Source organism: Acidicapsa acidisoli (genome assembly GCF_025685625.1).
Classification (GTDB): Bacteria; Acidobacteriota; Terriglobia; order Terriglobales; family Acidobacteriaceae; genus Acidicapsa; species Acidicapsa acidisoli.
Map to the genome: position 1 here is coordinate 1533416 of NZ_JAGSYI010000001.1, position 26992 is coordinate 1560407.

A 26992-nucleotide genomic window follows, 5' to 3' on the forward strand; every position below is an offset into this window, starting at 1 on the left:
GGCTATTTTCAGTTCGCTGCAAGCTGGCGCAGGACATATTGCAGGATGCCGCCGTGTTCGAAGTAGGCGATTTCCTGCGGGGTATCGATGCGGACTTTGCAGGCGATCAGCTTGGTGACGCCGTCGGCTGAAGTGATTTGGACGTGGAGGGTTTTGCCGTCGGCGAATTTGCTGTCGAGCATGGCTTTGAGACCGGGGAAGCTGTACAACTCTTCTCCTGATAGTCCGTGGGATTCGACGGTTTCGCCAGACGAGAATTGGAGCGGCAGGATGCCCATTCCGACGAGGTTGCTGCGGTGAATGCGCTCGAAGCTTTCGGCGATCACTGCGCGGACGCCGAGCAGTTTCGGTCCCTTGGCGGCCCAGTCGCGGCTGCTGCCAGAGCCGTATTCCTTGCCGGCGAGGATGACGAGCGGGACGCCGCGCTCGGCGTAGGTGACGCTGGCGTCGTAGATCGATGTCGGCGTGCCTTCGGGGAGCAGGCGCGTTACGCCGCCTTCGGTGCCGGGGGCGAGCTTGTTCTTCAACCGGACGTTGGCGAAGGTGCCGCGAACCATGACTTCGTGATTGCCTCGGCGGGAGCCGTAGCTATTGAAGTCGGCAGGACGGACACCGTGGTCGGTGAGGTACTTGCCTGCCGGTCCGTTTGCTTTGATGGAGCCCGCCGGGGAGATGTGGTCGGTGGTTACGCTGTCGCCGAGGATGGCGAGGACGCGGGCTCCGGTGATGTCGGCGACGGGCGCGGGGGTTGGCGTGATGCCGTCGAAGTAGGGAGCTTTGCGGATGTAGGTCGAGTCCGGCTCCCACTCGTACGTGTCGCCGAGGGGGAATTTGAGCCCCTGCCAATTGGCGTCGCCGAGCGTGACAGTCGAGTATTCGTGGGTGAATCCTTCGCTGGAGACGGCCTGGGCGATGGATTCGGAAACCTCTGCCTGGGAGGGCCAGATGTCTTTCAAGTACACTGGCTTGCCGTTTTCGTCCGTGCCGAGCGGCTGCGTCGCGAAATCGTGGTCGATGCGTCCGGCGATGGCGTAGGCGACGACCAGCGGCGGCGACATGAGGTAGTTGGCGCGGACATCGACGTTGACGCGGCCCTCGAAATTGCGGTTGCCGCTGAGGACGGAGACTGCGACCAGTCCGTGCTCGTTGATCGAGTCGGAGACGTCCGTGGGCAGTGGGCCGGAGTTGCCGATGCAGGTGGTGCAGCCGTAGCCGACGACGTTGAAGCGCAGCTTTTCGAGATATGGCAGCAGGCCAGCCTTGGTGTAGTAATCGGTCACGACACGCGAGCCGGGAGCGAGCGATGTTTTAACCCACGGTGGGACGGTCAGCCCCTTTTCGACGGCCTTTTTGGCGAGCAGTCCCGCGGCGATCATCACCGAGGGGTTGGAAGTGTTAGTGCAACTGGTGATAGCCGCGATTACGACGGAGCCGTGGTCGAGATACATATCGGGGTTGATGCCGAAGCGGCCTTTTACGGTGTTGGCGTAGGCGTGCGGTTCCGGCCTCCGGCCGAAGCCGCTTTCCATGCCTCCGTCGAGGCCTTCATTGAGGCCGCTGGCTTCGGCGGGCGTGGGCTCGACGGGCGGCTCGTGGACGAGTTCGCGGTCTAGGACTGCCGTGGCGCCGGGTCCAGACATTGTCCAGGTTGCGGCGGTGCGTTCTCCCAGCGGCTTGGCGGATGGGCCGAGCAGGCTGGGAAGCTGTTTGCGGAAGCTTGCGCCGGTTTCGGAGAGCAGCACGCGGTCCTGCGGGCGTTTGGGACCGGCGACGCTGGGTTCGACGGTGCTGAGATCGAGCGACAAGGTCTGGGTGTATTCGGCTTCCGGCGAATCGGCGGTGTGGAAGAGTCCTTGCGCTTTGTAATAGGCCTCAACGAGCGCGATCTGCTCTTCGCTGCGGCCGGTCAGGCGCAGGTAGCGCAGCGTCTCTTCGTCGACGGGGAAGATGCCGCAGGTGGCGCCGTATTCGGGAGCCATGTTGCTGATGGTGGCGCGGTCGGCGAGCGGCAGCTCGGCGATGCCGGGGCCGTAGAACTCGACGAATTTGCCAACGACGCCCAGCTTGCGCAGTGCTTCGGTGACGGTGAGGACGAGATCGGTCGCGGTCGCGCCTTCGCGCAGCTTACCTGTCAGCTTGTAGCCGACGACCTGCGGAATGAGCATTGACACGGGCTGGCCGAGCATGGCTGCTTCAGCCTCGATGCCGCCGACGCCCCAGCCGAGAACGCCCAAGCCATTGATCATCGTGGTGTGGGAATCGGTGCCGACGAGCGTGTCGGGATAAGCGACTTCTTCGCCGTCGACTTGGGCCGTGAAGACGACGCGAGCGAGGTATTCGAGATTGACCTGGTGGCAGATGCCCATTCCGGGGGGCACGGCGGAGAAATTCCGGAACGCGGTCTGGCCCCACTTCAGGAAGGCGTATCGCTCGCGGTTGCGCTGGAATTCGAGCAGCGAGTTGGCGTCGTAGGCCGAGGGCGAGCCGAATTCATCGACCTGAACGGAGTGGTCGATGACCAGTTCTGCGGGTTGGAGGGGATTGATCTTTTCCGGGTCGCCGCCGAGGGTCTTCATGGCGTCGCGCATGGCAGCGAGGTCAACGATTGCTGGGACGCCGGTGAAGTCCTGCATGAGAACGCGGGCGGGCATGTAGGCGATTTCGCGGCTGGGCTCGGCTTCAGCCTTCCAAGTGGCGAGGAAGCAGACGTCAGCGGCGGTGACGTTCACGCCGTCTTCGCGACGAATGAGGTTTTCGAGCAGGATTTTGAGGCTGAAGGGCAAGCGGGCGAGGTTGAAGCCCTGAGCTGCAAGCGCGGGCAGGCTGAAGTAAGTGAAGCTGCGGCTGCCGGAGGTCAGTGTGGTCCGGCTTTGGAAAGTGTTCATCGCAGATGCCTTTCTGGCTTTGGTGCTTATCGGGAACTTGTCACGCGGGCTGCATTCTCATTGCCGGGCTCCGGTCAGGAATCACGGGAACCGCCAGACTGCGCCATCACAGGATTTTGAGATAGAGATCGGCTCAGGCCGGTTGGCTTCGCCCGCGATCAACCCGTCCGTAGCGAAAGCGCTTGGGACGTCGAACGGCAATTGCGAGCCGGGTGGGGCATTTTCTGGCTGCGGCTTTAGGCGTATTGGAAAAGGAGGGGTTCATACGACGCAATCATTTTAAGCCATTCGGAATGGGATTGGCCTGCAGGCTGCGCCCCAATCTTCAAGTAGAGGCGCAGCCTGCTGCATTTACTTTGCGGCGGATGGCGGCGGTTCCGAGGCGATGCCGATTACCCCCTTAAATGGCTTGCCATCGTAGTTGTAGATCAGCGTGTCCGCGACGTCGATGGCTTCGCCGTCCAGCTTGAAGGGCTCGAATTTCCAGTTACCCACGCAGTCGCCTGCGGCTTCGGCGAGCTCCGGCGGTCCTTGGGCGCCACCGTTGGGTTTGACGCCGCCATCCTTCCGGATGACTACCGGGATATAGACGATGCCGTGTTCCTGTTTGACCGATGCGGCCATGGGATAGGCGCACTCCGTGATCTTGACCGGAACAAGCGGCACATCGCCGGCCAGATGCATATAGGGTCGCGCGGCCGCCTTTCCGTCGGGAGCGATCTGGCCCTGATCGCCTGTGGTGAGGGGCTCGAGCAGCGTGATTGCGAGATCGGCCGCGACTTTGCCGCCGTAGTTCACATTTACCTTGGTTGCAACCTGGCGATTGCCCAGCGTCTTGAATTCGGTGTAGCTGATCAGCGTGGTCGGGGTGTTCACGTAGCGCAGAGTGGCATCCTTGACGTCGAAACAGAGACGGGGAAAGAGCACGTTTGGGTCGATGATCCCAGCAGCGGCTGTGGGATTGGCGGCGGCGACGCAATTCAGAGTCTGGCCGGCGAAAGTTCCGGCTCTGCCGTCCAGTTCCATATCCGGCTTATAGTTCGCAGCTTGAAAGAGAGGGGCGGTCAGGGTTGTCGCGACGCGCTCGTCGAGTTGGGCCAGATTGAGCTTGCTGTCCTTGGTCTGGAATTGTTTTGCGCGCGTGACGCTCCATTCATTGTTGACCTGCTTCTTTTCGGAGTAGGTGCGGCGCCAGGTGTAGGGTCCGGTGGCCCACTCTTCCAGCGTGCCGGATTCGGTGAGATTACCCCGGTCGTAGAGGCTGTAATTGGCCTTGATATGCCACGCAGGCGCGTCTTCGGCGGTGAGGCCTGTGACGGCAAGCCCCTTGTTCAATGCATCCCGTGCGGTGGCTTGAGCATCGGCGGAGGGAATCACGCTAAAGAGAGTGCCGCTCAGTAGGACTGAAGTGCAAAATGCGAACCCGGATACGGACAGGGTTCTACCAATGTTGGGAAATTGCATGAATTGTGCCCCTTTTTGAACGGAGCAAGTCTACAACATGCAAGCGGTCGCGTGTTGCGAGCCGAAACGCAGGAGTAAAGCGGTTTAGCGAATGTTGTACTGGAATCGGAAGCGCAACTGGAGGTAGGGGCCGTGGAACTCGCGCGGAAGTGGCGGGTAATCGGCGCCCACGATGCCTCCCCAGGCGGCGCGATCGAGCGCGACATCGCCGGAGCGGCCGGTGAGGATCATGCTGCCTGCCTGCACGCGGCCGTTGGGCAGGATGGTGAAGACGATTTCGCACTCGCCGCGCTTGAGAATCGGGGGATTTACTTCCTCCGGAATCAGCGGGTCCCAGGCGCGATAGGTCTCGCGGATAACCTTTTGCATATAAGGACCGAAGTCCACGCCCTGCGTATCAGAGAGGATCTCCGCGCCGCCAGCGGCTCCAGAGTGCTGTTGCAGGCCGGGTCCGGTCATGGCCCCGCCGCTCTGACCGCGGGAGTCCCGCATGGCCTGACGAAGCTGGTCGGCGGGATTCTGCGAGCCTAGCGAGAAATTCGGGCGCGCCGGAACGGGCGCAGGACGCGGCGTGTCCAAGGCAATCTGCGGATTGGGCACCGGTGGAGCGGTCGATGGCGGCGCGACAGCCTGCTGTTGCTGGGGCTGCGGCGTTTGAACGGGCGGCGGTGGCGGCGTGGCCTGCGCCTGCTGCTCGGGTGCAGGTGGGGCCGGTTTGGGCTTTGCCTGCTCAAGCGCCTTCAGGGCATCCAGCGTCTTTTTGTCCACCTGGGCCTGGTTAGGCTTGAGCGCAGGAGCCTTGGGCTTGGCTTTCTGAATCTGCTTCAGCGCGTCGGGCAATTCGTCCAGATAGGTAAGGTCCTTGCGGTCCTTGATTGCCTGAATCGGATCGATGAGCTGGGTTTGGTGAAAGATGTAGCGCGGAATCCAGGCGAGTCCGGAGAAGAAAAGAATATGGATGATGATGGAGATCCATATTCCCTCGCGAATGCGCTGCCAACGCCGCTCATCCTCGTACTGGGAGATCTTTTCCAGCAATTCGTGGGTGTCGTAGTCGATGTATCGGGAGCTTGAAAATCCAGCAGCGCCGGAGCGGTGATCGCTTCTCTGCCCATCGGTGCTTCCTTCGGCTTCCGCGTCGATCTCCTGAACGGCGGTTGAAGCCGATTCTGGCCGATCCGTATCGGTCGTCGGGACGGGCGAGTTGGTGGGCGTTTCGCTGGCTGGCATCAGGTAATCAATTGGCGGCGAAGCTTGCGCGCCTGCCGGATTCTTGTCCACAACTCGACTATGGGGCTCGATTCTGGACTTCCCCTATTCTCTCATTCTCTTAGATAGACGGCCAGAGCGCGGACAAAGTCCGCAATGTTGCCTAAGAAACAAAAATCCGGGCCGGACGGCTTAAAATGAGTTCTGCTGAAAACGGAAACAACACCTTACCCTGGCGCTTCGATTAGACGAAGCCTGTCGGATGACGTAATCGCAGGAATGCTCGATGATATTGCCGCTCCGAGAGATCCGCCGTCCTGGAATTTCGCAAAGTTGGAACAAACCGGAAGCCAACCACCGAAAGAAACCTGATTGAAGTCACTCTTTGCAAAACTGATGGCGCGCTGGAATTATCTGGTGCTTCCGGCGCTGGCCAAGCTGGGCTTCTGGGGCGTCGGCCTGGTGGCGCTGATCGATTCCTCCACGCTGCCGGTGCCGATGGACCTGATTCTCGCCGGGTATGTGTGGTCGGATAAGGGGCATTTCTGGATTTACTGCCTGATGGGCGCGGCAGGCTCCGCAGTCGGCGGACTGCTGCCCTACGGGCTCGGCCGCGCCGGGGGAGAGCTTTTTCTGCTGAAACGGGTGAACCGCGAGCGCTTCGAGCAGATGAGAACCCGCTTTGAGCGGCAGGAGTTCCTGGCCGTGCTCGTTCCCAGCATGCTTCCGCCTCCAACCCCATGGAAGGCGTTTGTCTTTGCTGCCGGGGTCTTCGAGATGCGAGTGCTGCCATTCATGCTGGCCGTTTTCGCAGGGCGGCTGGTGCGCTGGCTGATCCTGTCGCTGCTGGTGCTCAAACTGGGCCCGAGCGCGGTTTCGGTGATGAGCGATCTCGTCAAGGATCACCTGGCGATCTTTCTGAGCGCGCTGGTGGTCGTGTTTGTGGCAATCGGAATATGGGCCATCCGAAAACGGCGGAAAAACGGCGAAAAAGAAGCTTAAGTCAGCAGAATCTGTACGGTGCTGCCTTCCTGGATCTCCGTGGCTTCCGGAGGGACGACCAGGAAGCAATTGGACCGGGCGAAGGTCGCAATGTCTCCCGAGCCATGCCAGGGCAGGATTCGAACCGCCGGAGCCAGCCCGAAGTCACACAAGGCGGGCAGGAATCGCGTGAGGCCGGGCTTGCCTCGCCATTCACCCCTAAGTTGCGCCAGGGCAAAGCGCGGCAGGGGCGCAGAGTCGTCTCCCAGCGCCGCCAGCAGAGGCGCGGCGAAGATGTGGAAGGTTACAGCGCTGGAGAGCGGGTTGCCGGGAAGCGCAAAAAAAGGCAGCGGCAACTGGCCCATGCGTGGCAGTTGCCCGAAGACGACAGGCTTGCCGGGCTGAATCGCTACGCCGCCGAGGAAGAATCGGGCTCCGGCGCGGGTGAGAGCGTCTTCCACCAGATCGAAGCGCCCGGCGGAGATTCCTCCGGTAATCAGAAGTAGATCCGCAGAGATCGCATGGCTGATGGCAGCGTCCAGCGGAGCATCCTGGTCTGGAACTGAAGGAAGAATGACCGGTTCTCCGCCCGCTGCGCCGACCAGTGCAGCCAGCATCGATGAATTGGAGTTGCGAATCTGGCTGGGTCCGGGAACGCCCTCCACCGGAACCAGCTCGTCTCCTGTGGACAAGATGGCGACTCTGGGCCGGGGCGCAACCGTCAGCTCGCTATAGCCGCACTGGGCAGCAAGAGCAATCTGGGCTGGACCAAGGCGAATACCGGGCGGTACGAGCAGGTCACCGGCGCGAGCTTCGGCGCCGCGCGCCACGATATTTTCTCCGTGGGCGATGGTGCGCGGCGCGGCGAGCCGGATGAAATTCGACGATCTCTCGTGGTGCTCGACCATGAAGACCGCGTCGGCTCCGTCCGGAACTGGAGCGCCGGTCATGATCTCCCAGACTTCGCCGGTTCCGAGCGCGCCAGCCGGGGCCTCGCCCGCGCGAATGTGGCCGGAGAGAAACAGATATTGGTTCGTGTTGGCCTCAGCTGAGCGGCAGGCGAATCCATCGCGCGTAGAGCGCGGAAACGGCGGCTGGTCACGGTCAGCGTGGAGTCCTACGGCCAGAACCCGGCCCGACGCGGACAGGAGCGGTACCGATTCAACTGGTTTGGAGTGATGGCTGGCCGGATTTGCGGTCTTCGCAGTTTCTGGAGCAAGTTGAATCTCGCCCTGCTCGGCGAGCGCCAGAATGAAGCGATGTACCTGTTCGGCGGCCTCGGAGTAGCTCAGCAACGGTGACTCCATAGCTTCGATTGTATCGGCACGCAAAAGAGGCTGCCTCGGAATTGAAGCCTGCTTTGTAAGCGGATTTCAACTCCGGGCAGCCCCGGTTCCTGTGCCGAGGAAAAATTACTTCTTTGCCTTGTACTTGGTTTCGATCGTGGCCTGGCTCTGTGCGAGGATTCCTTTCACATCGTTGGCAAACTGCCCGTCCGGCGCCAGGTCGAGGTACTTCTGATAGGCATCCGCGCAGCCTGGAGGAAGCACGATTTTCTTGGTCTTGTCGTCGACCGTGGCCTTGCTGATCAGCGCCTGCCCCTTGAGGTAGTAGGGCAGAGGATTCTTGGGATCCGCGGTAATTGCTTTGTCCGCCGCCGAGCCCTGAGCGTCCATGTTGCCAACCTGAGAGAAGATCACGGCTTCGTTGGAGTAATAAAAGGCCGTCTTGGTCGGGTTGGTCTTGGCGGCGAGGTCGTATTCGGTGGCGGCATCGGCGGGCTTGTTGTTGCGGGCGTCCACTTCGCCAATGCCCGCATGGGCGCCTGCGATCAGATCGGGGCTGGGCTTCTTCGACGCGCTGGAGAGGTCAATCGCTTTCTTGAAGGCGTTCGAAGCGTCATCCCACTTCTTGAGGCCGGTTTCGGCCATGCCGAGTTCGTACCACAGCAGTTCGCCATCTGGCTTGAGGCCGGTGTCCTTCAGCATCAGGGTTTCGGCCACGTCGTATTTCTTGTCATGGTTGGCCGCGCGGGCGTCGCTTAGGTCTGCGTTGAGGGTCTTGATCACCGCGTTGGACTTCATCACCTCGGCGTTCTTCTTCTTGAACTCCTCAACCTGCTTCTTCTGGTCCGGCGTCATTTTGTCGATATACGCCTGGCGCGACATATCGTCGTCCTGGTGCAGATCCTCGCCCGCTGTAATTTTGACGTTCTCGATCATATCGACGAATTTGCCTTCCGGCGTGTCGGGCAGGCGAAGAATCATGGAATAATTCCCAGGCGCGATTCCATCTCCCGTGAAATCACCGCTCGCAGAGACCGGGAAAGAATACTTCGAGGTGTGGCCGCCGTCCGTGGACAGGCTGATTGTTCCGGCGCCCTTCGGCACGCCAGTGGGATCGGTGACGTGACCATGGATCTTGCCGGGGGCCTCCTGGGCCATCCCCACGGTAGAGCCCGCGAGCGCGATGGAGAGGACAGCGGCTCCGGCAATCGGAAGTAGAGTTCTGAGCTTCATATTTCTTCTCCTTATAGATCGAGAGGGTGAGGGTGCATGGCAGTGGCCCAAGAAATCAGTCTTCGCGCCGTTCGAATTCAGGAAATCGAAATTTAACGGATCGGCTCCCTTGTGCATGGACAATCTTATCGTTCGGGTCAACTCGATCACGCGGTCAAACAACGGGGCAAACACGCGATCAAGTCGATGATCAGGCAGGCGGCGCATAGACGATTGGATCCTTGACTCCGGCAGATTCAAATGCACGCAGGCGCAGGACACAACTTTCGCAGGTACCGCAGGCTTCCTGCTCTTCCCTGTAGCAGGACCACGTTAAATCCAAAGGCGCATTGCATTCAAGGCCAAGTCGCACAATCTGGGCTTTGCTGAGAGCGATCAGCGGCGTGACGATCTCGATTTTGCCATCGCGCGTGCCGGTGCGCACAAGTTGTTGGAAAGCTTCATAGTAAGCCGGACGGCAATCGGGGTAGCCGGAGCTATCCTGTTCCACGGCGCCGATATAGACGCGCGTGGCGCCGAGAACCTCGGCCCAACTGACGGCGGCCGAGAGAAAATGCGCGTTACGGAAGGGGACGTATGTGACCGGGATGGCTTCACCGGAGGCATTGGCCGAGGCTGGCGTGTGGCCAAACTCCGGCGCTGCATCGGGCACCGAAATCTTTGCATCGGTCAGCGCAGAACCGCCGATGTGCCGGAAGATGTCAATGCGCAGATGCAGGAAGTCTCGGAAGCCGAGCTGCAATGCGACCCCGCGAGCGGCTGCGAGTTCGCGGGACTCGGTGCGCTGGCCGTAGCTGAAATGAATTGCGAATGCCTCGGTGTCGCGCGCAGCGAGCGCCGCGGTGACACAGCTATCCATGCCGCCGGAGAGGCAGACTACGGAGCGAATGCGGCTGGGATGAGTATTTGTAGGTGTGCTGCTCACGGCTCTGATCCTGATTTCTGATCCTGCTTACATGGTATCGCTTTGGGGCAGGCGCAGGTGCGATCCGGGACACGGCGGTCTCACCCTACAATAAAACTATGTCGACGACGATTCGCAAAGCGGTTCCCTCTGATGTGCCGCTCATTCTGGAGTTTATTCGCGCGCTGGCTGTGTATGAGCGCGAGCCGGACGCTGTGACAGCCACCGAGGCTGATCTGCTTCGCGACGGCTTTGGTCCCGAGCCTTACTACCATTGCCTGATTGCCGAGCAGGATGGCAAACCGGCGGGATTCGCTTTCTATTTCTTCAATTACTCCACGTGGACCGGCCGTCCCGGTCTGTATCTGGAAGATCTCTTCGTCAACCCCGAATTTCGTGGCTTTGGCATCGGCAAGGCGCTGCTGGCGCGGGTCGCTGCAATCGCTGTTGAAAAAGGCTGCCCGCGCCTGCAATGGGAGGTGCTGGACTGGAACACTCCGGCGGTGGATTTCTATGCAGCGCTGGGAGCCAGCTTCCTTGACGAGTGGCGCAACGTTCGCATGACCGGAGAAGCGCTGGAGCGGCTTGCGGCACTGGATTCAACCCGAGTAGAGGCAAACGTTTGAGTAACTCACGAAAGATTCGGGTCATCGGCGGCGGTCTCGCCGGTCCTGAAGCCGCGCTCACTGCCGCCAGCCTCGGCTGCGAGGTCGAGCTCTACGAGATGCGGCGCGAGGTAGACGGCAAGCCCGTACTGACTCCGGCGCACCAGACTACCGACTTTGGCGAGTTGGTCTGCTCCAATTCGCTCAAGAGCGAGTCGCCGAATACGGCTCCGTGGCTGCTCAAGCAGGAGATGCGGCGCGCGGGTTCGCGGCTGATCGCGCTGGCGGACGAAACGGCTGTTCCGGCTGGCCACGCGCTGGCCGTTGATCGCGTCGAGTTTTCGCGGCGCATTGCCGAAGCTATCGCCGCTGAACCGCGCATTACCGTAATCCGCGACGAGGTGAAAACGCTTGATTTTGGAGATGACGCGCTCACTATCGTCGCGTCTGGTCCGCTGACTTCAGATGCGCTGAGCACAGAAATAGCGAAGCTGACCGGCGCGGAGCACCTGGCCTTTTACGACTCCATCTCGCCCATCGTGGACGCTGAGACCATCGACATGGATCGCGTCTATTTTGCCGCGCGCTGGGACAAGGGCACGGCGGACTACATTAACTGTCCGATGACTCGCGAAGAATATGAGGTCTTTCTCAACGCCCTGGTGACCGCCGAAGCTGCCGAATCGAAAGAATGGGAGAAAGCGGACTACTTCGAGGGTTGCCTGCCCATAGAGATTTTGGCGAAGCGCGGTCCGGACACGCTCCGCTTTGGTCCGATGAAACCGGTCGGCCTGCGCGATCCGCGAACGGGCAAAACTCCCTGGGCCGTGGTGCAGTTGCGCAAGGAAAACCTCCGCGCCGATAGCTACAACCTCGTCGGCTTTCAAAACCACCTCAAGTACGGCGAACAAGCCAAGGTTCTGCGGCTGATTCCTGGCCTCGAAGATGCCAAATTTCTCCGCTATGGGCAGATTCATCGCAACACTTATATCTGCTCGCCCCGAGTGCTGGACGAGCGGCTACGCATGAAGGAGCGTTCCGACTTGTTTTTCGCCGGGCAGATTTCCGGCGTCGAGGGATACACGGAATCGATTGCATCCGGTTTGCTGGCGGGCCTTTACGCAGCCACCGTAGCGCATGGCGAGGAACCAGTGCCTGCGCCACGCCAAACCGCGCTGGGCTCGCTGGTCAACTACATCACGCAGGCCGACCCGAAGCACTTCCAGCCGGCCAACATCACATTCGATCTGCTCGTTCCGCTGGAGGAAGAAACCCGGCGCAAGGTGCGCGACAAGAAGGAACGGCATAGGATGGTCTGTGACCGCGCGCTGGCAGCTTTTGACGATTGGTGGGCGACGCAAAATCGAAATCCAAATAAGGACAGCTTCGACTGGAGAAATTCTGTGCGCGCCGGTGTCTAAAGGCCTAAGGGGGCAACTTGCCGATGGCGATGATGGAGTCGGAGGTGCTATCCAACCCCGTCGTGGCATTTGCCCTGAGAGCCGCGCTGGGAGCGTACATCATTTACATGGCGCGCGGGTTTTACGCCGACCCGCTGAGCTATTTCCGACGATGGATGCCGCGCATGACGGAAAATGCGTGGGCTAAGAGTGTCATCCGCAGTCTGGCGTGCTTCTGCGTCTGGGGCGGATGTTTTATTGTGTCGACGGCAATTGCCACGCAGGTCTTCGGGCTGCACGGAATGCCGCTGGCTTATGCGCTTGTTACCCTAGCCGCGATCGCGACGTGGTTCCTGCTTCCGAAGGGCTCGGCAACGCTCGCTGGGGATGAGTCAGAGAATGAATCAGAGAACGATAGCCTGCGGCGGATGAAGTAACGGCTTGCACTTCGCTTCCGACTGTTTTCGGCTGAGACGGTAGCGTTTGTGCTACCCTTTCCGCGACCGCCATGAACAGCCTTTCTGCTGCACGAGCCATCAGTCCCGCCATTGAGCGGACGAAGCAATTCCTCTTTCAGCCCTTTTGTCTGGGGCGATTCCTGAAGCTGACGCTTGTGGCTCTGCTCACGGAAGGCGGCATGTCGAGCTGTAATTTCAACTCGCATACGCCCTCCGGATCTGGAAAAGCAGGCCCAATGAACATTCCGTTCCATTGGCCGGCGATGCATCTGCCTGCGCTGGCGGCGATCGGTGGACTGCTCGTAGTGGTGGCGTTGATTGCGATTCCAGTTGTGCTCGTGATCGGTTATCTGCTGGTTCGGCTGCGCTTCAGCTATTTTGATTGCGTGCTGTACGAGCAGGACCAGATCGCGCCTGCGTGGAGCCGCTATCACCGCCAGGCGATGCGCTATCTCGGGCTGAGCGTGTTGATCAGCATCGCGTTCTGGGCCGTTCTCATTCCTATCGGCTATAACCTCTACCAACACTTCAAGCCGCTGTTTGACTCAATCGGCTCCGAACACCCTCCTGGCTTCGCGGATTTCCTGCCGCTGATCGCCTATATCGTTCCGCTCTTCCTCGCTCTGGCGCTGGCGGGTTACCTGGTGGAAACGACGATGACCTGCTTCGTGCTGCCGCGCATGGCGGTAGAAGACGCCTCGATGGGCGACGCACTGCAGGACGTCTGGGGCGATCTTCTAGCCGACCCGGGGCAGTTTGCGCTTTTCTTTCTGCTGCGCTTTCTGCTGTCGCTAGTTGCCTCGGTCCTGGGTTTCATCGTGCTGCTGGTGCCGCTCATTCCCATCGCCATCGTTGGTGTCATTCTGGCGCTGGCGTTGAAGGCCGCATCTACAACGCTAGCACTCGGACTCGGCGTACCTCTGGCGATTCTGGCGGGCTTCCTGTTCCTGCTGGCAGTGATCGGCGTTAGCGGAACTATCGGTACATTCCGGCGCAACTACGCGCTTCTCTTTTACGCCGGCCGCTATCCCGAACTAGCGATGGCAGTTTGGCCGCCAGTGCCGCCCGCACCTCCGTTTCCGCCGCAACAGTCCGGGTATCCTTCCGGTCTTCAGCCTGGAATTTGACGCGGCTTCGCTATACCGGGGTGGATTGATCTGCAGAATTAGCGTTGAAAAGCTGTGGGCGCTCGGTCGCGAATGATGCGGTAACCGTCGGGAACGATGAACCACGCCGGGTCAGGTTCGGATAGGTTCAACTCAGTTAATTCGAGCTTCTGATCTTCGGTCCTGGGATCATGACGGTCGACGGCCAGGTTGATCTGCAGTTGTGGCGCGTACCAGTACCGCTTCGTGACTGCGACGGGACGGTCATTGCCGAATGCACCGGCATTGTAGGTGCGTGTTTCGCGGGTATCGATGGCTTCGAGGCTGTCGATGGTCGAGTGACCCATGCTCTCACGCGTCAGGTAAGACAGGCCGTCTTTGGATAGACCTACCGGCTCTTCGGTGACATGCAGATTGGGACGCCAGCTTGTTACGACGCAGGTTTTAGTTGCAGGCGTACAGGTGATTCTTCGCGCATTTTTCGGGTCGCTGAAGTAGAAATTCCTGAGCGGCGGTTCGCGGTTGGAACCCATTGGGATTCGGTCTCGAGTCTCGCGGTAGACCTTGCCTTCGCTATCGCGCACGATCATTGCGTAATAGTGTTGCTCGATGAGCGTTCCATCTTGCAGATGGTTCGTCAGACGCACTACTTCCTTCGTAGTGAAAGGCGCACCCGGAATCGACAGAACCGAGATTCCTTCCACGTGGCGGGAGATACCGCCGTCCGGCGCGTGGGAAATCCCGGATTCATCCTGGCACACAAGTTTTGTTGCCGGAATCAGAGCCAGGCTGGCCGCGAGTACAAGACAGGCAGAGGTCTGCATATTCGCCCCCGGAGCGGGTCAGTACGCGGAACCCGCTCCGGGGGTAGTGTAGTCCAATGTGAATTCGTTTCCGGGCTATTTTTTTTCCGCGTTTCGTGCGCGCACTTTGAACCAGATTGGTGTGCCCTCGAAGCCGAAGGCCTCGCGAATCTGGTTTTCCAGGAAGCGCTGGAAGGCGAAGTGCAACTGGATGTTGCGGTCGGTGAAAAGCACGAAAGTCGGCGGTGCGACCGCGGCCTGCGTCATGTAGAAGATGCGAATGCGCTTGGCCATCGGCACCGGTGCGCGCTGGAAGTCGATCTTGTCCAGAAAGCGATTCATCTGGCCGGTTGTGACGCGCTTGCGGCGCTGCGCGGCTACGCGTTTGATCTCTTTCATCACTTTTGCGAGATTCGTTCCGGAGGCTGCGGAGATGAAGACTACCGGCGCATAACTCAGGTACTTGAGCGCGTGGCGAACCTGCTCTTCATAGATGGCCTTATCGGCGGGCGGCTTGCCGTCCGTACGGGCTGTCGTCAGCAGATCCCACTTGTTGATGACGATGATCACGGAACGCCCACTCTCGTGCGCGTAGCCGCCGATGTGTGCGTCGTTCGCGGTCACGCCCTCGATCGCGTCGATCATCAGCAGCGCCACATCGCAGGACTCAAGATGCCGCCTTGCCATGACGACGGAGAGCTTCTCGGCCATCAGGTGCGTCTTGCCCTTGCGGCGGATTCCGGCGGTGTCGATCAGGCGCAGGCGCTGGCCTTCGTGCTCGATGACTTCGTCGACGGCGTCGCGAGTGGTTCCGGCGATGGGCGAGACGATGGCCCGCGAGGTGCCTGTAAGCGCATTCAGCAGCGTCGATTTGCCGACGTTCGGCCGGCCGATGATGGCGACCGAAGTTTCGTGTTGTTCGTATTCGCCGTGGGTGCGATGCAGAGGCTGTCCACCATCGAGGCTTGCATTCACAATCTCGGCTTCCGTGTCTGCCTCGCTGATCAGGTCTTCTTCCGGCCCGAATTCGCGCGGGTCGGCAACCAGATCGAGGTCGCCGCTGTCTTCCTCCGCAACGTCGATCTCCGGTCCCATATCCTCAAGAAGTTCATCTTCCTCGTTCTCATCGAAGACCGGCTCATCTTCAATGTCCAATTCATCGGGGTCCAGCGGCGCATCATAGGCAGAGTCTTTCGCAACCGGCCCTGTGGCCGCAGGCGCTGGCAAACGGTCAAAGATCGCGTCGAGCAGGTCGCCGATGCCCAGCCCATGTTCGGAGCTGACGAGAAACAACTCCGGCAATCCAAGCTGGCGCAGGTTTTCTGCGGCAGCGGCGACGGTCGGATTTTCCACCTTGTTGGCGACCAGATAGACCGGTTTGCCGCCGCGAATGAGCATTTTTGCGAGGGTAAAGTCGGGCGAAGCCAGCTCCGTCCGGGCATCGACGACCATCAGCAGCAGGTCAGCTTCTTCGAGAGCCACGCGAGCCTGACGGTAGATTTCGCTGGGGATATATTCCTTGTCGTCGGTAATGATGCCGCCGGTGTCGACCAGGCGGACGATGCGCCCGTCCCACTCGATGTCGCCGTAGATGCGGTCGCGGGTGATGCCGGGCTCGTCGCCCACAATCGAACGCCGCGAGTGCGTCAGGCGGTTGAAAAGAGTGGATTTACCCACGTTGGGGCGGCCCACGATCGCCACCAGCGGCAGATGCGAACTGGCCGGGGTCGAGGGCACTACGGATTTGTGATACTTCGACACAGAAAACTCCAATCGCCGTTCGTCTTAGCAAACGACGTCCCACGGGAGCGGGCGCTACCTCTATTCTGCACTGTTTGAGGATTTTGAGCTTGCGGAGGGGTGAGAAGCCGGTTGTGTTTTCAAGGGTCAGGGCGTTGGCGCGGGACCTGATGATTCCTTATTTTCGGCTGAAATCCCTGCTGCTTTAGTTCTACAACTTCAAAGAATTGGAGCGAATGTGCGGCGAAAGCTCTTTCGCCGATACTATGGAAGGAGCCCTCTTCGGGCGCGTCGAGGTTCGTCCGGTTGCCCGAGAATTCTGTTCAAAATCGAGTTGAGAGCGGCCCCGTCCCTACCCTCCACGCATTTTTTGCGCCGGGCGGGATTCTGGCAAAATCGCGGCTGCTCTACGAGCATCGGCCCGGCCAGTTGGATATGGCGCGGGCCGTCGAGCGAGCGCTGGAAGAGTGCCGACATCTGATTGTCGAGGCAGGAACGGGAACGGGCAAGACGCTCGCGTACCTGCTCCCTGCGCTGCGCACCGGCCGCCGGGTCATCATCTCGACCGGTACTAAAGCACTGCAGGATCAGCTCTATTTCCGCGATATTCCCTTTTTGGAGTCGCTGCTTGGCCCGTTGCGCGTCTGCTACATGAAGGGCCGGGCCAACTACCTCTGCCGACACAAGTTAGTGACGCTGACGATGCATCCGATCCTCTCCGGCCTCGAAGAGATCGACCAGTTCCACAAAATTTCGGAATGGGAAAAACAGACCGAAACCGGCGACCGGGCTGAACTTTCCGAGTTACCGGAGTCTAGTCCGTTATGGTCGCGGCTTGACGCCCGTAGCGAAGCCTGCCTGGGCTCAACCTGCCCGGACTACCAGCGCTGCTTTGTTACCGAGATGCGGCGCAAGGCGCAGGAATCGGACATCGTCATCGTGAATCATCACCTATTCTTTGCCGACTTGGCCGTGCGCCAGCTTGCAAGCGGCGCTCCCGATGCCGGAGTGCTGCCCGAGGCTGGGGCGGTGATCTTCGATGAGGCGCACGAACTGGAGGACATTGCCAGCAACTATTTTGGGCTGTCTGTGAGCAACATTCGCTTCGAAGACCTCGTGCGCGATACCGAGGCAATGATCAAGAAGAGCGACAACTACGCCAGTCCGGCAAATACGGCGATCCTGCTCTCGGGCCAGCAGCTTCGCGACCGCGCGCGGATGTTCTTCTCGCAGTTGCCGATGGCTGGCGACGGTCGCCAACCATTCGACAATCGCGAAGAGTTTCTCGAAACCCGTGGCGACCTCTACCTCAGTGTCAAGAACAACCTCGTCCGCCTTGAGGCCGACCTGGACCAGCTACGCGGCGTCGACGAGGCTCCTGCGCTGCGCAAGCGGGTCACAAACCTACGTACCGAACTGGAATTTCTTCTCGAATCGACCTCGGGCAATATGGTCTATTGGCTGGAGCGAAGAGTCAGCGGTGGCCTGCAAAAGCAATCGCGGACCATCTTCCTCCAGGCCACGCCTATCGACGTCTCCGGGCTGCTGGATGCAGAGCTGTTTCAACGCTTTCCGACGGTTGTTCTGACTTCGGCGACGCTCACGGTGCAGGGCAGCTTTGAGCACATTCGCGGAAGGCTAGGCCTTGCGGATGCGCGGGAACTGGTGGTGCCCAGCCATTTTCGCTATCAGGACCAGGCCTTGCTCTACCTGCCGCCCGAGATGCCCGACCCTCGCGCGCCCGATTTCCAGACTGCTGCGGTCCGGTGCATTCAGCGGGTGCTTGAAATCACGAAAGGCCGCGCTTTTTGCCTCTTCACCAGCTACAGCCAGATGCGCGATCTTTACGAGCGGCTGCTGCCGGTCCTGGATTACCCGATCCTGCTGCATGGAACCGCGCCGCGTAACACGCTGCTGGAACAGTTCCGCGAGACGCCGAACGCGGTTCTGTTCGGTACGGCCAGCTTCTGGCAGGGCGTCGATGTACAGGGCGAGGCGCTGAGCTGCGTCATCATCGACCGGCTGCCCTTCGCCGTGCCAAATGACCCCGTCGTGGCGGCGCGGATGCGATTCATCGAAGAGAACGGCGGCAAGCCATTCTTCGATTACCAGGTCCCGTCGGCGGTAATCGCCCTCAAGCAGGGCTTCGGCCGCCTGATCCGGTCTCTGGAGGATCGCGGAGTGCTGGTGCTGCTCGATCCGCGCATCCGGCAAAAGCGCTATGGTCAGGCATTTCTGGAGAGCCTGCCGCCTTACCGGGTAACCAGCACAATCACCGATGTGGCGCTGTTCTTCGAGTAGCAGGAGCTTAAAGTGCGACCACCTCATGACCAGTTTTGCGCACCATGGAAGATTCGGAGCACGTGAATTCGCTCTTCCTCAACGGAGTACACAATCAAGTATGGCAACGGCGACAGAATCAATTCGCGAGTTCCCAGAATCTTTCCGGGGGCGACCCTTCTCGGGCTGATGTTTGAGGGACTTGGCAGATTTGTATATACGTTGGATCGTCTCAAAGGCGAAGTCGGGATGATTTAGTTCTAAATATCTTCCGATTTCTTCGAGATCATTGGCAGCTGCGATCGACCATCGCAGCCTCTTCAAGCGTGTAACATCCTCGCAACTCGCTCATCCATCTCATCTTCGTCGAGGAATTCTCCACGTGCGACCTGATCGATGCCGATTCGCACCTGTTCTTCGAACCACTTCTCATGAGCCAGCATGCGATCCACGGCGTCGCGAACGAGATCGTCGGCGCTGCGCCTTGTTTGGGAGGAAAGCACGGCCAATGAGTTCTGCTGTTGTTCAGTGAGATGAATCTCCATATACAAACGAGCGTAGGCGAGGTGAGCCAAGACGTCAACCGACGCTTTAGAATGAAGCCTGATTAGCCCATCCTCTATGTCCCGAAACTTCTACGCTCTCGCCGCCACTCTCGGAGTTCTCGCTCTGGTCTCCTGCGGCATGACCTTTGTGCCGTCAACCTTCCAGCCCGGGCTGCCGGCGAATGGCTCGCTTTGGAAGACGCTTTCCATGTTTCTGCTGCTTCTGGGGCTGGTCTCGATGTTGATCGGCTCGATGTCGCATCTCTTTGAACAGGTCGACCGCCGCTCTGAGGAGCGCCGTCGCGCAGACCGGCAACGGCGGAAGAAGAATCCCGGAGAGTCGCACGGGCCTCTAAAATGAATACTGGGTCCATTCTTCCGACAGAAAGTATCGAAAAGCATGTATGAAGTGACAGTCGACGCGGGTTTCTCCTCCGGACACTACCTGCGCAACTACTTTGGCAAGTGCGAAAATCCGCACGGGCATAACTACAAGGTGCGCGTGACCCTCGCCGGGCGCGAACTGGATGAAACCGGTCTTCTGCTGGACTTCAAGTTGCTCAAAAACATTTTGCGCCCGGTCATCGATCGCATCGACCATCAGATGCTCAATGACCTTGAGCCCTTTATCGAGCTGAACCCCTCCGCCGAAAATCTGGCGCGCTACTTCTATGACCAGACCAACCAGGAGCTCGCCGAGATGACCGGCGGCCGCGTGCGCGTCAAAGACTGCACCATATGGGAAACCGACACGACGACGGCTACTTACTACGAGTAGGCTGCTACTGCCTGGCAATCGCCAGCATCTTGCGCATGAAGTCATCCTCGGGGAAATTCTGAAGGTATTTTTCCATCGCGGATTCAGCCTCAGGGTATTGTTTTGCGTTGATGAGACGAAGTACGAGGGTCTTTAGCATCGGCGCATTGAAAGGCTCCAGCGCGACGGCCTTCTGCACCATCGTCACTGCCTCATCGGCTTGCCCCTTCTGGTCAGCCACAGAAGATAGATCCATATAAACTGCAGCCTGCGCCGGATCGAGTTTCAGAGACGCCTGCAAGTGCTCCGCCGCATCGTCCAGTTGGCCGCCAGCCAGCGCCTGATGCCCGAGCGCGGCCTGCACAATCGCGTTCTGCGGCTTCGTCGCTTCCAACTCGTGAAGAATTTTCAGAAACGAAGCTTCATACACAGGCGACACGTCTTTCAACTGGCTGTAGGCCTGCAGCAACGTGATCGCTGGCGGCTCTGCATCGCCCGGCGCCGCATCCAGATAGATCAGATCGGGCAGCGCCGCCGTGGTCATCTGAAACGCGGCGTCCGGGAATGCCTCGTCTGGCCGCGCGACGATGCGATGGTTGGTGAGGCTGGTGTGCGAAATCGCTCCGCCCGCGCGCTTCGGCATGTGGCATCCGATGCAGTTGTCAGCAGGTGCGGTTGCGGATGCAGTTTGAGCCCTCGCCTGCGCCGGAGCCTTGCAACTCTGCGCAGAGTGGCAGCTCATGCACTTGCCGTTGAAGTACGCCGGAGCCTCTGCGCTGGTGGGCTCGACATGCGGATCGTGGCAACTGATACAGCGCATCTGCTTTTCGCTGGGCATTCTCGCGCTTGCCCGGTAGCACTTGCTCAGGATCATGGAGTAGTAGTGCTCGACGTGATCCTCGCGCGGCGGATTCTCGCGCGTCGGCGGCACCATCAGAATGGCCATCACTCGATCCAATGGCTGACCCGGCCGAAAATCCAGATAAGTCTTGCCGGGTTGGAAGATGCGAATGTCGCCTGTCTGATGGCAAGACATACAGATGTCGTTGGCCATCGTTGGCGCAATAGCGCCGGGGTTCACGATCGTGGGATCTTTACTCCTGGGGTAGGAGTCGCCCATGCCCATCGCTTCAACGTGCGCCGATCCCGGCCCATGGCAGTTCTCGCAGCCCACCGAGAGCTGCGTGAACGCGGGCTTCTCATACTTCCCTATGGTTTCGGGTACGGGCTGCGGACGGCCGCTGTGACAGAAGATGCAGCCCGGCGCGATGGTGCGGTTGAAGCCCAGGTCGCCCCGCTCATACCCAGGTGATAACGCCCAGGTTCCCGTCTCTCGATAGAAGGAGAGCGGTGCTTCAAACAAGTAGTCGTCATGCTGGATCAGTGCCCCGCGACCGTTCGCCCCAGTCCCTACTATCCATTTGATTTCATGCGTGTCGCGAAAGACTTCATGGCCGACGGCATCGACCTGAAACTCGCTCTGGTAGAGTTTTTCGTTTTCGGAATAAACATCGAAATGGCGATCGAGTTTCTGGTCATACACGGACGCAGAAACAGGAACAGTCTTGAGAAACTCCGAAGTAACAGGAGTCAGCGACCGGCCCATGCTGGTGTGGGAATAGTGGCTATAGATTTCTGCATGGCAGCGCGAACACGCCTCCGACCCAACATAGCTGGCGCGCACAGTCGCAGGGTCCGCGCGAGGCGGGTGTATGCCTTCGGCAGATGCGCGCGCAGCATAGAACAGTCCTGGCATTGCTGCCAGGATGACTATGGTGGCTCCAAGCCCACAGCGGGCTACTGGTTCATTGGGCGAGCGCCCATGAAGCCATCGAATTGTCATGCCACAAAGACGAGCGCGATTTGAAGTAAGTTTACCGATTTACCAAGGTGTTTTGTAACGATTTGTCACCGATATTACATTGCTATCAATAGCACGATCATTCCTTTACGCCGGTTTGTGAAGGTGGTTCTAGATAAATCGCGAGTTTCTAATTTCGCAACAAACGAAGTAATTCTTACTGTTTCGCAATGGCCAGCATCTTGCGCATGAAATCGTCTTCCGGAAAGTTCCGCAGGTAAGTTTCCATTGCAGCCTGGGCTTCTTCGTAATGCTTGCCATTGATCAGGCGAAAGACCAGAGTCTTTTGCAGCGCGGCGACAAACGGGTCGAGCGTGACTGCCCTTTTGGCGGATGCGATTGCTTCCTCCACCATGCCGCTCTGGTCCTGCGCCTCCGAGAGATCGACGTAGACATTGGTCTGCAGCGGATCGAGACGCAGCGCGTGTTGCAAGTGGTCGATCGCCTGCGACCAGTCGTGGGCTTCTAGTTCGCGGTGCCCAAGCGCAGCCTGGACAATGGCATTCTCCGGATTGCTCGTTTCCAGTTCCGCAAGCGTCTTGAGCCACGAAGCGGTAAAGGACGCGGCGAACTGTGGCTTGCTTGTTCTGAGTTCCCCAAAGGCTTGCAGCAACACAAGCGCTGGCGGAGTCGCTGCCTTCGCTCCGCGCTCGCCCGCCGGATTCATGTGAATCAGGTTCGGCAAAGCCGTGGTCGTCTGTGCAAAGGCTTCGTCGGGAAACGGTTCTTCCGGGCGAACAACGATGCGGTGGTTGGTGGCGCTAGTGTGGGAGATGGCCTGGATATCACGCCGAGGCATATGGCAGCCGATACAGTTGTCCGCGGGGGACGTTGCCTGCCGAGTAGCGGCTGTTGCGGTGCAGCTTGCCGCTGTATGGCATGTGAGGCATTTTGCGTTGAAAAACGCTGGCGCTTCCGCATGTGTCGGCTCAACATGCGGATCGTGGCAGGTGATGCAGCGCAACTGTTTCGACGCCGGCAGGCTTCGCGTCGCGCGGAAGCACTTGCTCAGGCTCATCGAGTAGTAGTGTTCGACGTGGTCGTCCTGCGGCGGATTTTCGCGCGTCGGCGGGATCTGAAAGATCGAGAGGGTGTGATCCAGCGGCTCGCCAGGCCGGAAGTCCTGGTAGGTCTTGCCCGGCTGCAACACGCGCGCATCGCCGATCTGGTGGCAGGACATGCAGATATCGTCCGCAAGCTGGCCCTTGAGGCGCGCGGGATTCACAATCGTGGGATCTGAATCCGAACCCGGGCCTTTGCCGTAATCCTCGCCCTGGCCCATCGCCTGCACATGCGCGGCGCCGGGGCCATGACAGTTTTCACAGCCTACGGAAGTTTGTGTAAAGGGCGTGCTGTCGTATTTGCCGGGATAGCTCGCAACCGGCTGCGGACGTCCGCTATGGCAGTAAATGCAGCCAGGCTGGATAATGCGATTGAATCCGTAATCGCCGTTCTGGTAGCCCGGCGAAAGATTCCATTCCGCCGCTTTGGAGTAATACGAGAGCGGCGCCTGAAAGAGATAATCTCCGCGCCGCAGCAGCGCTCCGAATCCGTTTTCGCCGGTGCCGATGATCCAGCCCAGCTCATGGGTGCTGCGGAATACTTCCTTGCCGTCTGCTCCAGATTGGTACTCGCTCTGGTAGAGCTTGCCGTTCTCGGTGCGAACTTCAAAATGGTGATCGAACTTCGCGTCGTAATATGCAGCCGGTATGGGTAGAGTCTTGAGGAAATCCGGCGTAACCGCTTTCAGCGAATGCCCCATGCTTGCGTGCGCAAAATGGTTGGCTATTTCCAGATGGCAGCGCGAGCAGGCCGCGCTGCCCACATATCCGCCATTGGCCGGCGCGCTACTCGCGGCACCGGCGCGTTTCTGCGTCTTCTGAGAAGCAGCCTGCGCCTCGGGGTTGCCCAATAAGGCCAGCATCCCAGTCAGAAAAAAGACCGTGAACCAGACGCTGCTGGATTTTGGAAGACGGAGCATCGCTAAAACAATCGCAGGTTTGCGGAGGGGCTGTCCAGAATCACCTCCGCACCCAACTCCGCCTTAGCCGGTTACTTCATGCCGTCGAGAATCGAGCCGACGATGCCGCCTACCACGCCGCCCTGCACCGATTCCTGGCGTGCCGTGGGCATGTAGTGCTGCAACTGGTGCGCTAGCCGCGAAATCGGCAGCGTCTGCAGCCAGACCCGGCCCGGACCGGTGAGTGCCGCGAGAAAGATGCCGTCTCCGCCGAAGATCATGTTCTTCAGGCCGCGAACGATGGTGATCTGGAAGGAAACCGAGCCTTGGAACGCGCCGACGTGCCCCGGATGAACGCGCAGCGTCTCGCCCGGCGCGAGATCCTTGACCACCACTTCGCCGGAGAGCTCAAGCCACGCCGTTCCGATGCCGCCGACCTTCTGCAGCAGGAAGCCATCTCCGCCAAAGATACCCGCTCCGAGCGACTGCTGAAATCCGACGCTCAACTGGATCTGCTCCGTCGCGCACAAAAAGCCATGGCGATGGATGTAGTACTCGTAGCCCGGCTGCACCTCTACCGGCAAAATGTGCCCCGGTACACGCGTTGCAAAGGCAACCTCGCCCACGCCGCCCCATGCGCGGTATTCCGTCATGAACAGGCTACCGCCGCCAGCCACGCGCTTGAGCGCGCCAAAGAATCCGCCGCCGCCCATCATCTGCGTATGCGTCGTCATCTGGATAGCGCTGGACATCCAGGAAAGTTCGCCAGCCTCGGAGATGATGGCGTCATTCGGCTGCAACAGGAACTCAAGAACGGGCATCGTTGTGCCCACAATGCGGCTTTGCATGGCGATTCTCCTCGCGCGGCGTAAGTTAGCGCCTTTCGAGGGGAAGTATACAACGCGGGCCATCTTCGCGTGGCCGGTTTCCAGCCGGTTGCGGCTTCCACTCCTCACCGCAAATGTTTTGATTCCCTTCCCGAATGAAACGTTGGCGCTTCTCCGCTCACTACCCTCACACACGTTGCAAGCGGATTTCCCGGCCCAGCCGGCGATGCCGTCCTAGTTGCGAACCCCATCGACAAGGAGAAATCAAAGTGCCTACCAAACAGTTCATTGAAAAGCAGATCGCTTTGGAGAAGGATCTGAAGCGCGAGTACAAGGAAACCAAAGAAACCAAGGACATCAAAGATAAGGACAAAGACAAGGATAAGGACAAGGAAAAGGAAAAAGAGCACAAGGAAAAAGAGATTTTCAAGGAGATTCACAAAGAAGAGCTTCTTGAGTTTCCGCAGACTCATTATCCGGGCGTGGGCCCTGGGCCCGAGGCGACCCAGCCCGCTGTGGAAGCCAACAAGATCGTCGAAACCAAACAAGTCGCCGAGAAGTTCAGCGTCAAGGAGTTCAAGGTCGAGAAGTACGAGATCAAGGAGTACAAGCACGAAATCAAGGAATTTAAGCACGAGATTAAGGAAATCGAAAAGATTCCCATCGAAGGGAAGGTGTTGACGGATGGACCCTACAACCCCGGCCAGGGTGGCGATCCTTACGCCCAGCGTCTTGCGGCTCTCGAAGCTACCGTGGCGCAGCTCGTCCATTTCATTCCCGCCGAGTTGCGGCCTGATCTCAGCCAGGGCGCGCTCAAGCAGGAGCCGGAGGCGACAGAGGCCACGGCCTCCAAGGCAACCGCGCCGAAAGAGAAAGACGCCAAGAAGTAAAACCATCAACCCGTAATGGGATGGATCGGGCAGGCATCAAACCTGCCCATTCTTCCGGAGATCTTCGCCATGTGGCTTGTACTGTGTTCCTCCGCAGATGCCTCGGCATTGTGGGCCTATCAGAGTCTCAAACAAATGGGGATAGCTCCGCTGGAACTGGTGACAGCGGAGAGCCTGGCTTGCGCCAGCCGATGGGAGCATCGGCTTAACAGTACCTCGACCCAGATCAAAATCACGCTTGCGAATGGCCTTGTCATTGATGGCTCGCGAGTCCGCGGCGTCCTCAACCGCCTCCACGCGCCCTCGGAATACGCGACACAACACGCCGTTGCAGCGGACCGGGACTACGCTCAGGCGGAACTCCTTGCCTTCTATCTGAGCTGTCTGCACGCACTGCCAGGAGTGGTCGTCAACCGGCCTACGCCGATCGGCCTCTGCGGACCATGGTTCCATCCTTCGGAGTGGGCATTCCGCGCCTGCCGCGCTGGCCTGCGCACTCCCGTCTATCGCCAAAGCGCCCGCGACGATCACAGGCAGCGCTCCCATCCTGCTTCCGCTGAGAACGCGGTTATGCAAAGCGTCGTTGCCCTGCGTGGAGAGGTCTTTGGCGGTGAAGTTCCCGGCAGTGTCTCCAAAGGCTGCGGTAAGCTCGCGGCCGAAGCAGAAACCGAGATGCTGGGCATCGATTTGAGCCTGGATTCCAACGGGCAGTGGCAATTTGCGAGCGCAGCGCCGTCGCCGGATCTCAGGCTTGGCGGGCCGCGACTGGTGCAACGACTCGCGCAGATTCTTCTTCAAGGAGCACGTTCATGATTCTTATTTGTGGCATCCCTTCCGAAACACCGCTGCGCATGGTTATCAATCGCCTCGAAGAAGCGGATGCGGAGTTTGTTCTCTTCAATCAGCGGGACTTCGCCGATTGCGACATATGGTTTGAGATTGAAGATTGCGAAGTTCGCGGAGAGCTCCGCATCGGCAAGCGCACTTACAATCTGCAGGAGTTCACCGGCGTCTACCCAAGGCTCATGGATGATCGCCTGCTGCCTGAGTTATCGAACGAACCGGAACACTCGCCTCTGCGAACTTACTGCCGCGCCTTCCACGACACACTCGTTCGCTGGATGGAGATTTCCTCCGCGCGAGTCATCAATCGCTGCGCGCCCATGGCCAGTAATTCCTCGAAGCCTTACCAGGCGCAGCTCATCCGCGAGCAGGGATTTCTTGTTCCCGAGACGCTGATCACCAACGATCCGGACCTTGTCCGCGCCTTTCGCGCCCGGCACGGACGCGTGATCTACAAATCAATCAGCGCCATTCGATCCATCGTGCAGGAACTGACCGACGGCGACGAAGAGAGACTCGAATTCATTCGCTGGTGCCCGACGCAGTTTCAGGCCTTCGTCGAAGGCATCAATCTGCGCGTGCATACCATCGGCGGAGAAGTCTTTCCCACGGCAGTGGATAGCGAAGCCACGGACTACCGCTATGCAGCCCGGCAGGCCGGCGAAGCTGCCGAGTTGCGCGAAGTAGTTCTTTCCGACGAACTCGTCGAAAAGTGCCTGCGTCTCTCCGCATCGCTCGGCCTCGAGTTCGCGGGCATCGATCTGAAGATCACCCCGGACAACGAGGTCTATTGCTTCGAAGTCAACCCCAGTCCGGCGTTTAGTTATTACGAGGCGAATGCCGGGCAGCCTATCTCGGCTGCCGTCGCGCGTTGCCTGGCAAGCGGCACGGCAACGCGCGAGGGGGCTACACGGGAAAGCTCGATGGCAGTCATGGCTGGGTAATTCCGGCTGGT

The 26992-nt window shown here is 59.6% G+C and carries 24 protein-coding genes and 1 pseudogene; 11 read left to right on the forward strand and 14 right to left on the reverse strand.

What is annotated here, in order from left to right; genetic code table 11:
• Positions 1–8: 8 nt before the first annotated feature.
• From acnA to OHL23_RS06145, 3 genes are all read right to left on the reverse strand, one after another.
• Positions 9–2885 carry an aconitate hydratase gene (acnA, locus tag OHL23_RS06135; protein ID WP_263350905.1) on the reverse strand — a complete coding sequence of 959 codons (2877 nt, stop codon included), beginning with the start codon at positions 2883–2885 and terminating at the stop codon, positions 9–11.
• Positions 2886–3236: 351 nt separating this feature from the next.
• Entirely contained in the window at positions 3237–4349 is a 1113-nt protein-coding gene (locus tag OHL23_RS06140) for an energy transducer TonB (RefSeq protein ID WP_263350906.1), read from the reverse strand.
• A gap of 84 nt (positions 4350–4433) precedes the next feature.
• A complete protein-coding gene (locus OHL23_RS06145) occupies positions 4434–5630 on the reverse strand; it encodes an energy transducer TonB (RefSeq protein WP_263350907.1) in 1197 nt (398 codons plus the stop codon).
• Between the two features lie 300 nt (positions 5631–5930).
• On the opposite strand from OHL23_RS06145, the gene OHL23_RS06150 reads away from it, so the two are divergent.
• Positions 5931–6560, forward strand: coding sequence for a YqaA family protein (locus OHL23_RS06150; RefSeq protein ID WP_263350908.1), 630 nt, complete (start codon positions 5931–5933; stop codon positions 6558–6560).
• Here OHL23_RS06150 and OHL23_RS06155 read toward each other — a convergent pair.
• The 3 genes from OHL23_RS06155 to queC all read right to left on the reverse strand — a co-directional run bounded on the left by OHL23_RS06155 (position 6557) and on the right by queC (position 9992).
• Complete coding sequence (locus tag OHL23_RS06155; protein ID WP_263350909.1) at positions 6557–7870, reverse strand: molybdopterin molybdotransferase MoeA; 1314 nt, start codon at positions 7868–7870, stop codon at positions 6557–6559. The two genes, OHL23_RS06150 and OHL23_RS06155, sit on opposite strands and share 4 nt — an antisense overlap.
• Positions 7871–7951: 81 nt before the next feature.
• Positions 7952–9058: a hypothetical protein gene (locus tag OHL23_RS06160; protein ID WP_263350910.1), complete on the reverse strand. Its 1107-nt coding sequence runs from the start codon at positions 9056–9058 to the stop codon at positions 7952–7954.
• Between the two features lie 190 nt (positions 9059–9248).
• Positions 9249–9992 (reverse strand): 7-cyano-7-deazaguanine synthase QueC, encoded by a 744-nt coding sequence (gene queC, locus OHL23_RS06165; protein ID WP_263351734.1) that lies wholly within the window; start codon positions 9990–9992, stop codon positions 9249–9251.
• 89 nt (positions 9993–10081) lie between these two features.
• On the opposite strand from queC, the gene OHL23_RS06170 reads away from it, so the two are divergent.
• From OHL23_RS06170 to OHL23_RS06185, 4 genes are all read left to right on the forward strand, one after another.
• Positions 10082–10588, forward strand: coding sequence for a GNAT family N-acetyltransferase (locus tag OHL23_RS06170; protein ID WP_263350911.1), 507 nt, complete (start codon positions 10082–10084; stop codon positions 10586–10588).
• Entirely contained in the window at positions 10585–11988 is a 1404-nt protein-coding gene (gene trmFO, locus OHL23_RS06175) for a methylenetetrahydrofolate--tRNA-(uracil(54)-C(5))-methyltransferase (FADH(2)-oxidizing) TrmFO (protein ID WP_263350912.1), read from the forward strand. The genes OHL23_RS06170 and trmFO overlap by 4 nt, the downstream gene beginning before the upstream one ends.
• 23 nt (positions 11989–12011) lie before the next feature.
• Positions 12012–12404 carry a hypothetical protein gene (locus tag OHL23_RS06180; protein WP_263350913.1) on the forward strand — a complete coding sequence of 131 codons (393 nt, stop codon included), beginning with the start codon at positions 12012–12014 and terminating at the stop codon, positions 12402–12404.
• Between the two features lie 71 nt (positions 12405–12475).
• Positions 12476–13552, forward strand: coding sequence for a DUF7544 domain-containing protein (locus tag OHL23_RS06185; RefSeq protein ID WP_263350914.1), 1077 nt, complete (start codon positions 12476–12478; stop codon positions 13550–13552).
• Between the two features lie 38 nt (positions 13553–13590).
• Here OHL23_RS06185 and OHL23_RS06190 read toward each other — a convergent pair whose 3' ends face one another.
• Positions 13591–14355, reverse strand: coding sequence for a hypothetical protein (locus OHL23_RS06190; RefSeq protein WP_263350915.1), 765 nt, complete (start codon positions 14353–14355; stop codon positions 13591–13593).
• 75 nt (positions 14356–14430) lie between these two features.
• A complete protein-coding gene (gene der / locus OHL23_RS06195; protein ID WP_263350916.1) occupies positions 14431–16095 on the reverse strand; it encodes a ribosome biogenesis GTPase Der in 1665 nt (554 codons plus the stop codon).
• 285 nt (positions 16096–16380) lie between these two features.
• Between der and OHL23_RS06200 the strand changes: the two genes are divergently transcribed.
• Positions 16381–18375, forward strand: a complete 1995-nt coding sequence (locus OHL23_RS06200; protein ID WP_263350917.1) for an ATP-dependent DNA helicase — start codon at positions 16381–16383, stop codon at positions 18373–18375.
• A 23-nt stretch (positions 18376–18398) separates the two neighbouring features.
• Here OHL23_RS06200 and OHL23_RS28715 read toward each other — a convergent pair whose 3' ends face one another.
• The 3 genes and pseudogenes from OHL23_RS28715 to OHL23_RS06205 all read right to left on the reverse strand — a co-directional run bounded on the left by OHL23_RS28715 (position 18399) and on the right by OHL23_RS06205 (position 18929).
• A complete protein-coding gene (locus OHL23_RS28715) occupies positions 18399–18590 on the reverse strand; it encodes a type II toxin-antitoxin system RelE/ParE family toxin (RefSeq protein WP_396127291.1) in 192 nt (63 codons plus the stop codon).
• A pseudogene (locus OHL23_RS28720) lies at positions 18517–18678 on the reverse strand (type II toxin-antitoxin system RelE/ParE family toxin); the annotation flags it as partial. The pseudogene OHL23_RS28720 and the gene OHL23_RS28715, both read right to left, overlap by 74 nt.
• Positions 18675–18929 (reverse strand): CopG family ribbon-helix-helix protein, encoded by a 255-nt coding sequence (locus OHL23_RS06205; protein ID WP_263350918.1) that lies wholly within the window; start codon positions 18927–18929, stop codon positions 18675–18677. The gene OHL23_RS06205 and the pseudogene OHL23_RS28720, both read right to left, overlap by 4 nt.
• A gap of 46 nt (positions 18930–18975) precedes the next feature.
• Here OHL23_RS06205 and OHL23_RS06210 point away from each other — a divergent pair, with 46 nt between their 5' ends.
• Together OHL23_RS06210 and queD are read left to right on the forward strand one after the other, a co-directional pair.
• Entirely contained in the window at positions 18976–19260 is a 285-nt protein-coding gene (locus OHL23_RS06210; RefSeq protein ID WP_263350919.1) for a hypothetical protein, read from the forward strand.
• A gap of 39 nt (positions 19261–19299) precedes the next feature.
• Positions 19300–19677, forward strand: a complete 378-nt coding sequence (queD, locus tag OHL23_RS06215; RefSeq protein ID WP_263350920.1) for a 6-carboxytetrahydropterin synthase QueD — start codon at positions 19300–19302, stop codon at positions 19675–19677.
• Between the two features lie 4 nt (positions 19678–19681).
• Here the strand turns inward: queD and OHL23_RS06220 are convergent, their stop codons facing one another.
• From OHL23_RS06220 to OHL23_RS06230, 3 genes are all read right to left on the reverse strand, one after another.
• On the reverse strand, positions 19682–21499 hold the full coding sequence (locus OHL23_RS06220; RefSeq protein WP_263350921.1) for a tetratricopeptide repeat protein: 1818 nt from the start codon (positions 21497–21499) through the stop codon (positions 19682–19684).
• Between the two features lie 175 nt (positions 21500–21674).
• Positions 21675–23498: a tetratricopeptide repeat protein gene (locus OHL23_RS06225; RefSeq protein ID WP_263350922.1), complete on the reverse strand. Its 1824-nt coding sequence runs from the start codon at positions 23496–23498 to the stop codon at positions 21675–21677.
• Between the two features lie 71 nt (positions 23499–23569).
• A complete protein-coding gene (locus OHL23_RS06230; protein WP_263350923.1) occupies positions 23570–24325 on the reverse strand; it encodes a TIGR00266 family protein in 756 nt (251 codons plus the stop codon).
• 248 nt (positions 24326–24573) lie between these two features.
• Between OHL23_RS06230 and OHL23_RS06235 the strand changes: the two genes are divergently transcribed.
• The 3 genes from OHL23_RS06235 to OHL23_RS06245 all read left to right on the forward strand — a co-directional run bounded on the left by OHL23_RS06235 (position 24574) and on the right by OHL23_RS06245 (position 26981).
• Positions 24574–25194 (forward strand): hypothetical protein, encoded by a 621-nt coding sequence (locus tag OHL23_RS06235; RefSeq protein ID WP_263350924.1) that lies wholly within the window; start codon positions 24574–24576, stop codon positions 25192–25194.
• A 69-nt stretch (positions 25195–25263) separates the two neighbouring features.
• Positions 25264–26007, forward strand: a complete 744-nt coding sequence (locus OHL23_RS06240; protein WP_263350925.1) for a hypothetical protein — start codon at positions 25264–25266, stop codon at positions 26005–26007.
• Positions 26004–26981, forward strand: coding sequence for an ATP-grasp domain-containing protein (locus OHL23_RS06245; RefSeq protein WP_263350926.1), 978 nt, complete (start codon positions 26004–26006; stop codon positions 26979–26981). Before OHL23_RS06240 ends, OHL23_RS06245 begins: the two co-directional genes overlap by 4 nt.
• Positions 26982–26992 lie beyond the last annotated feature (11 nt).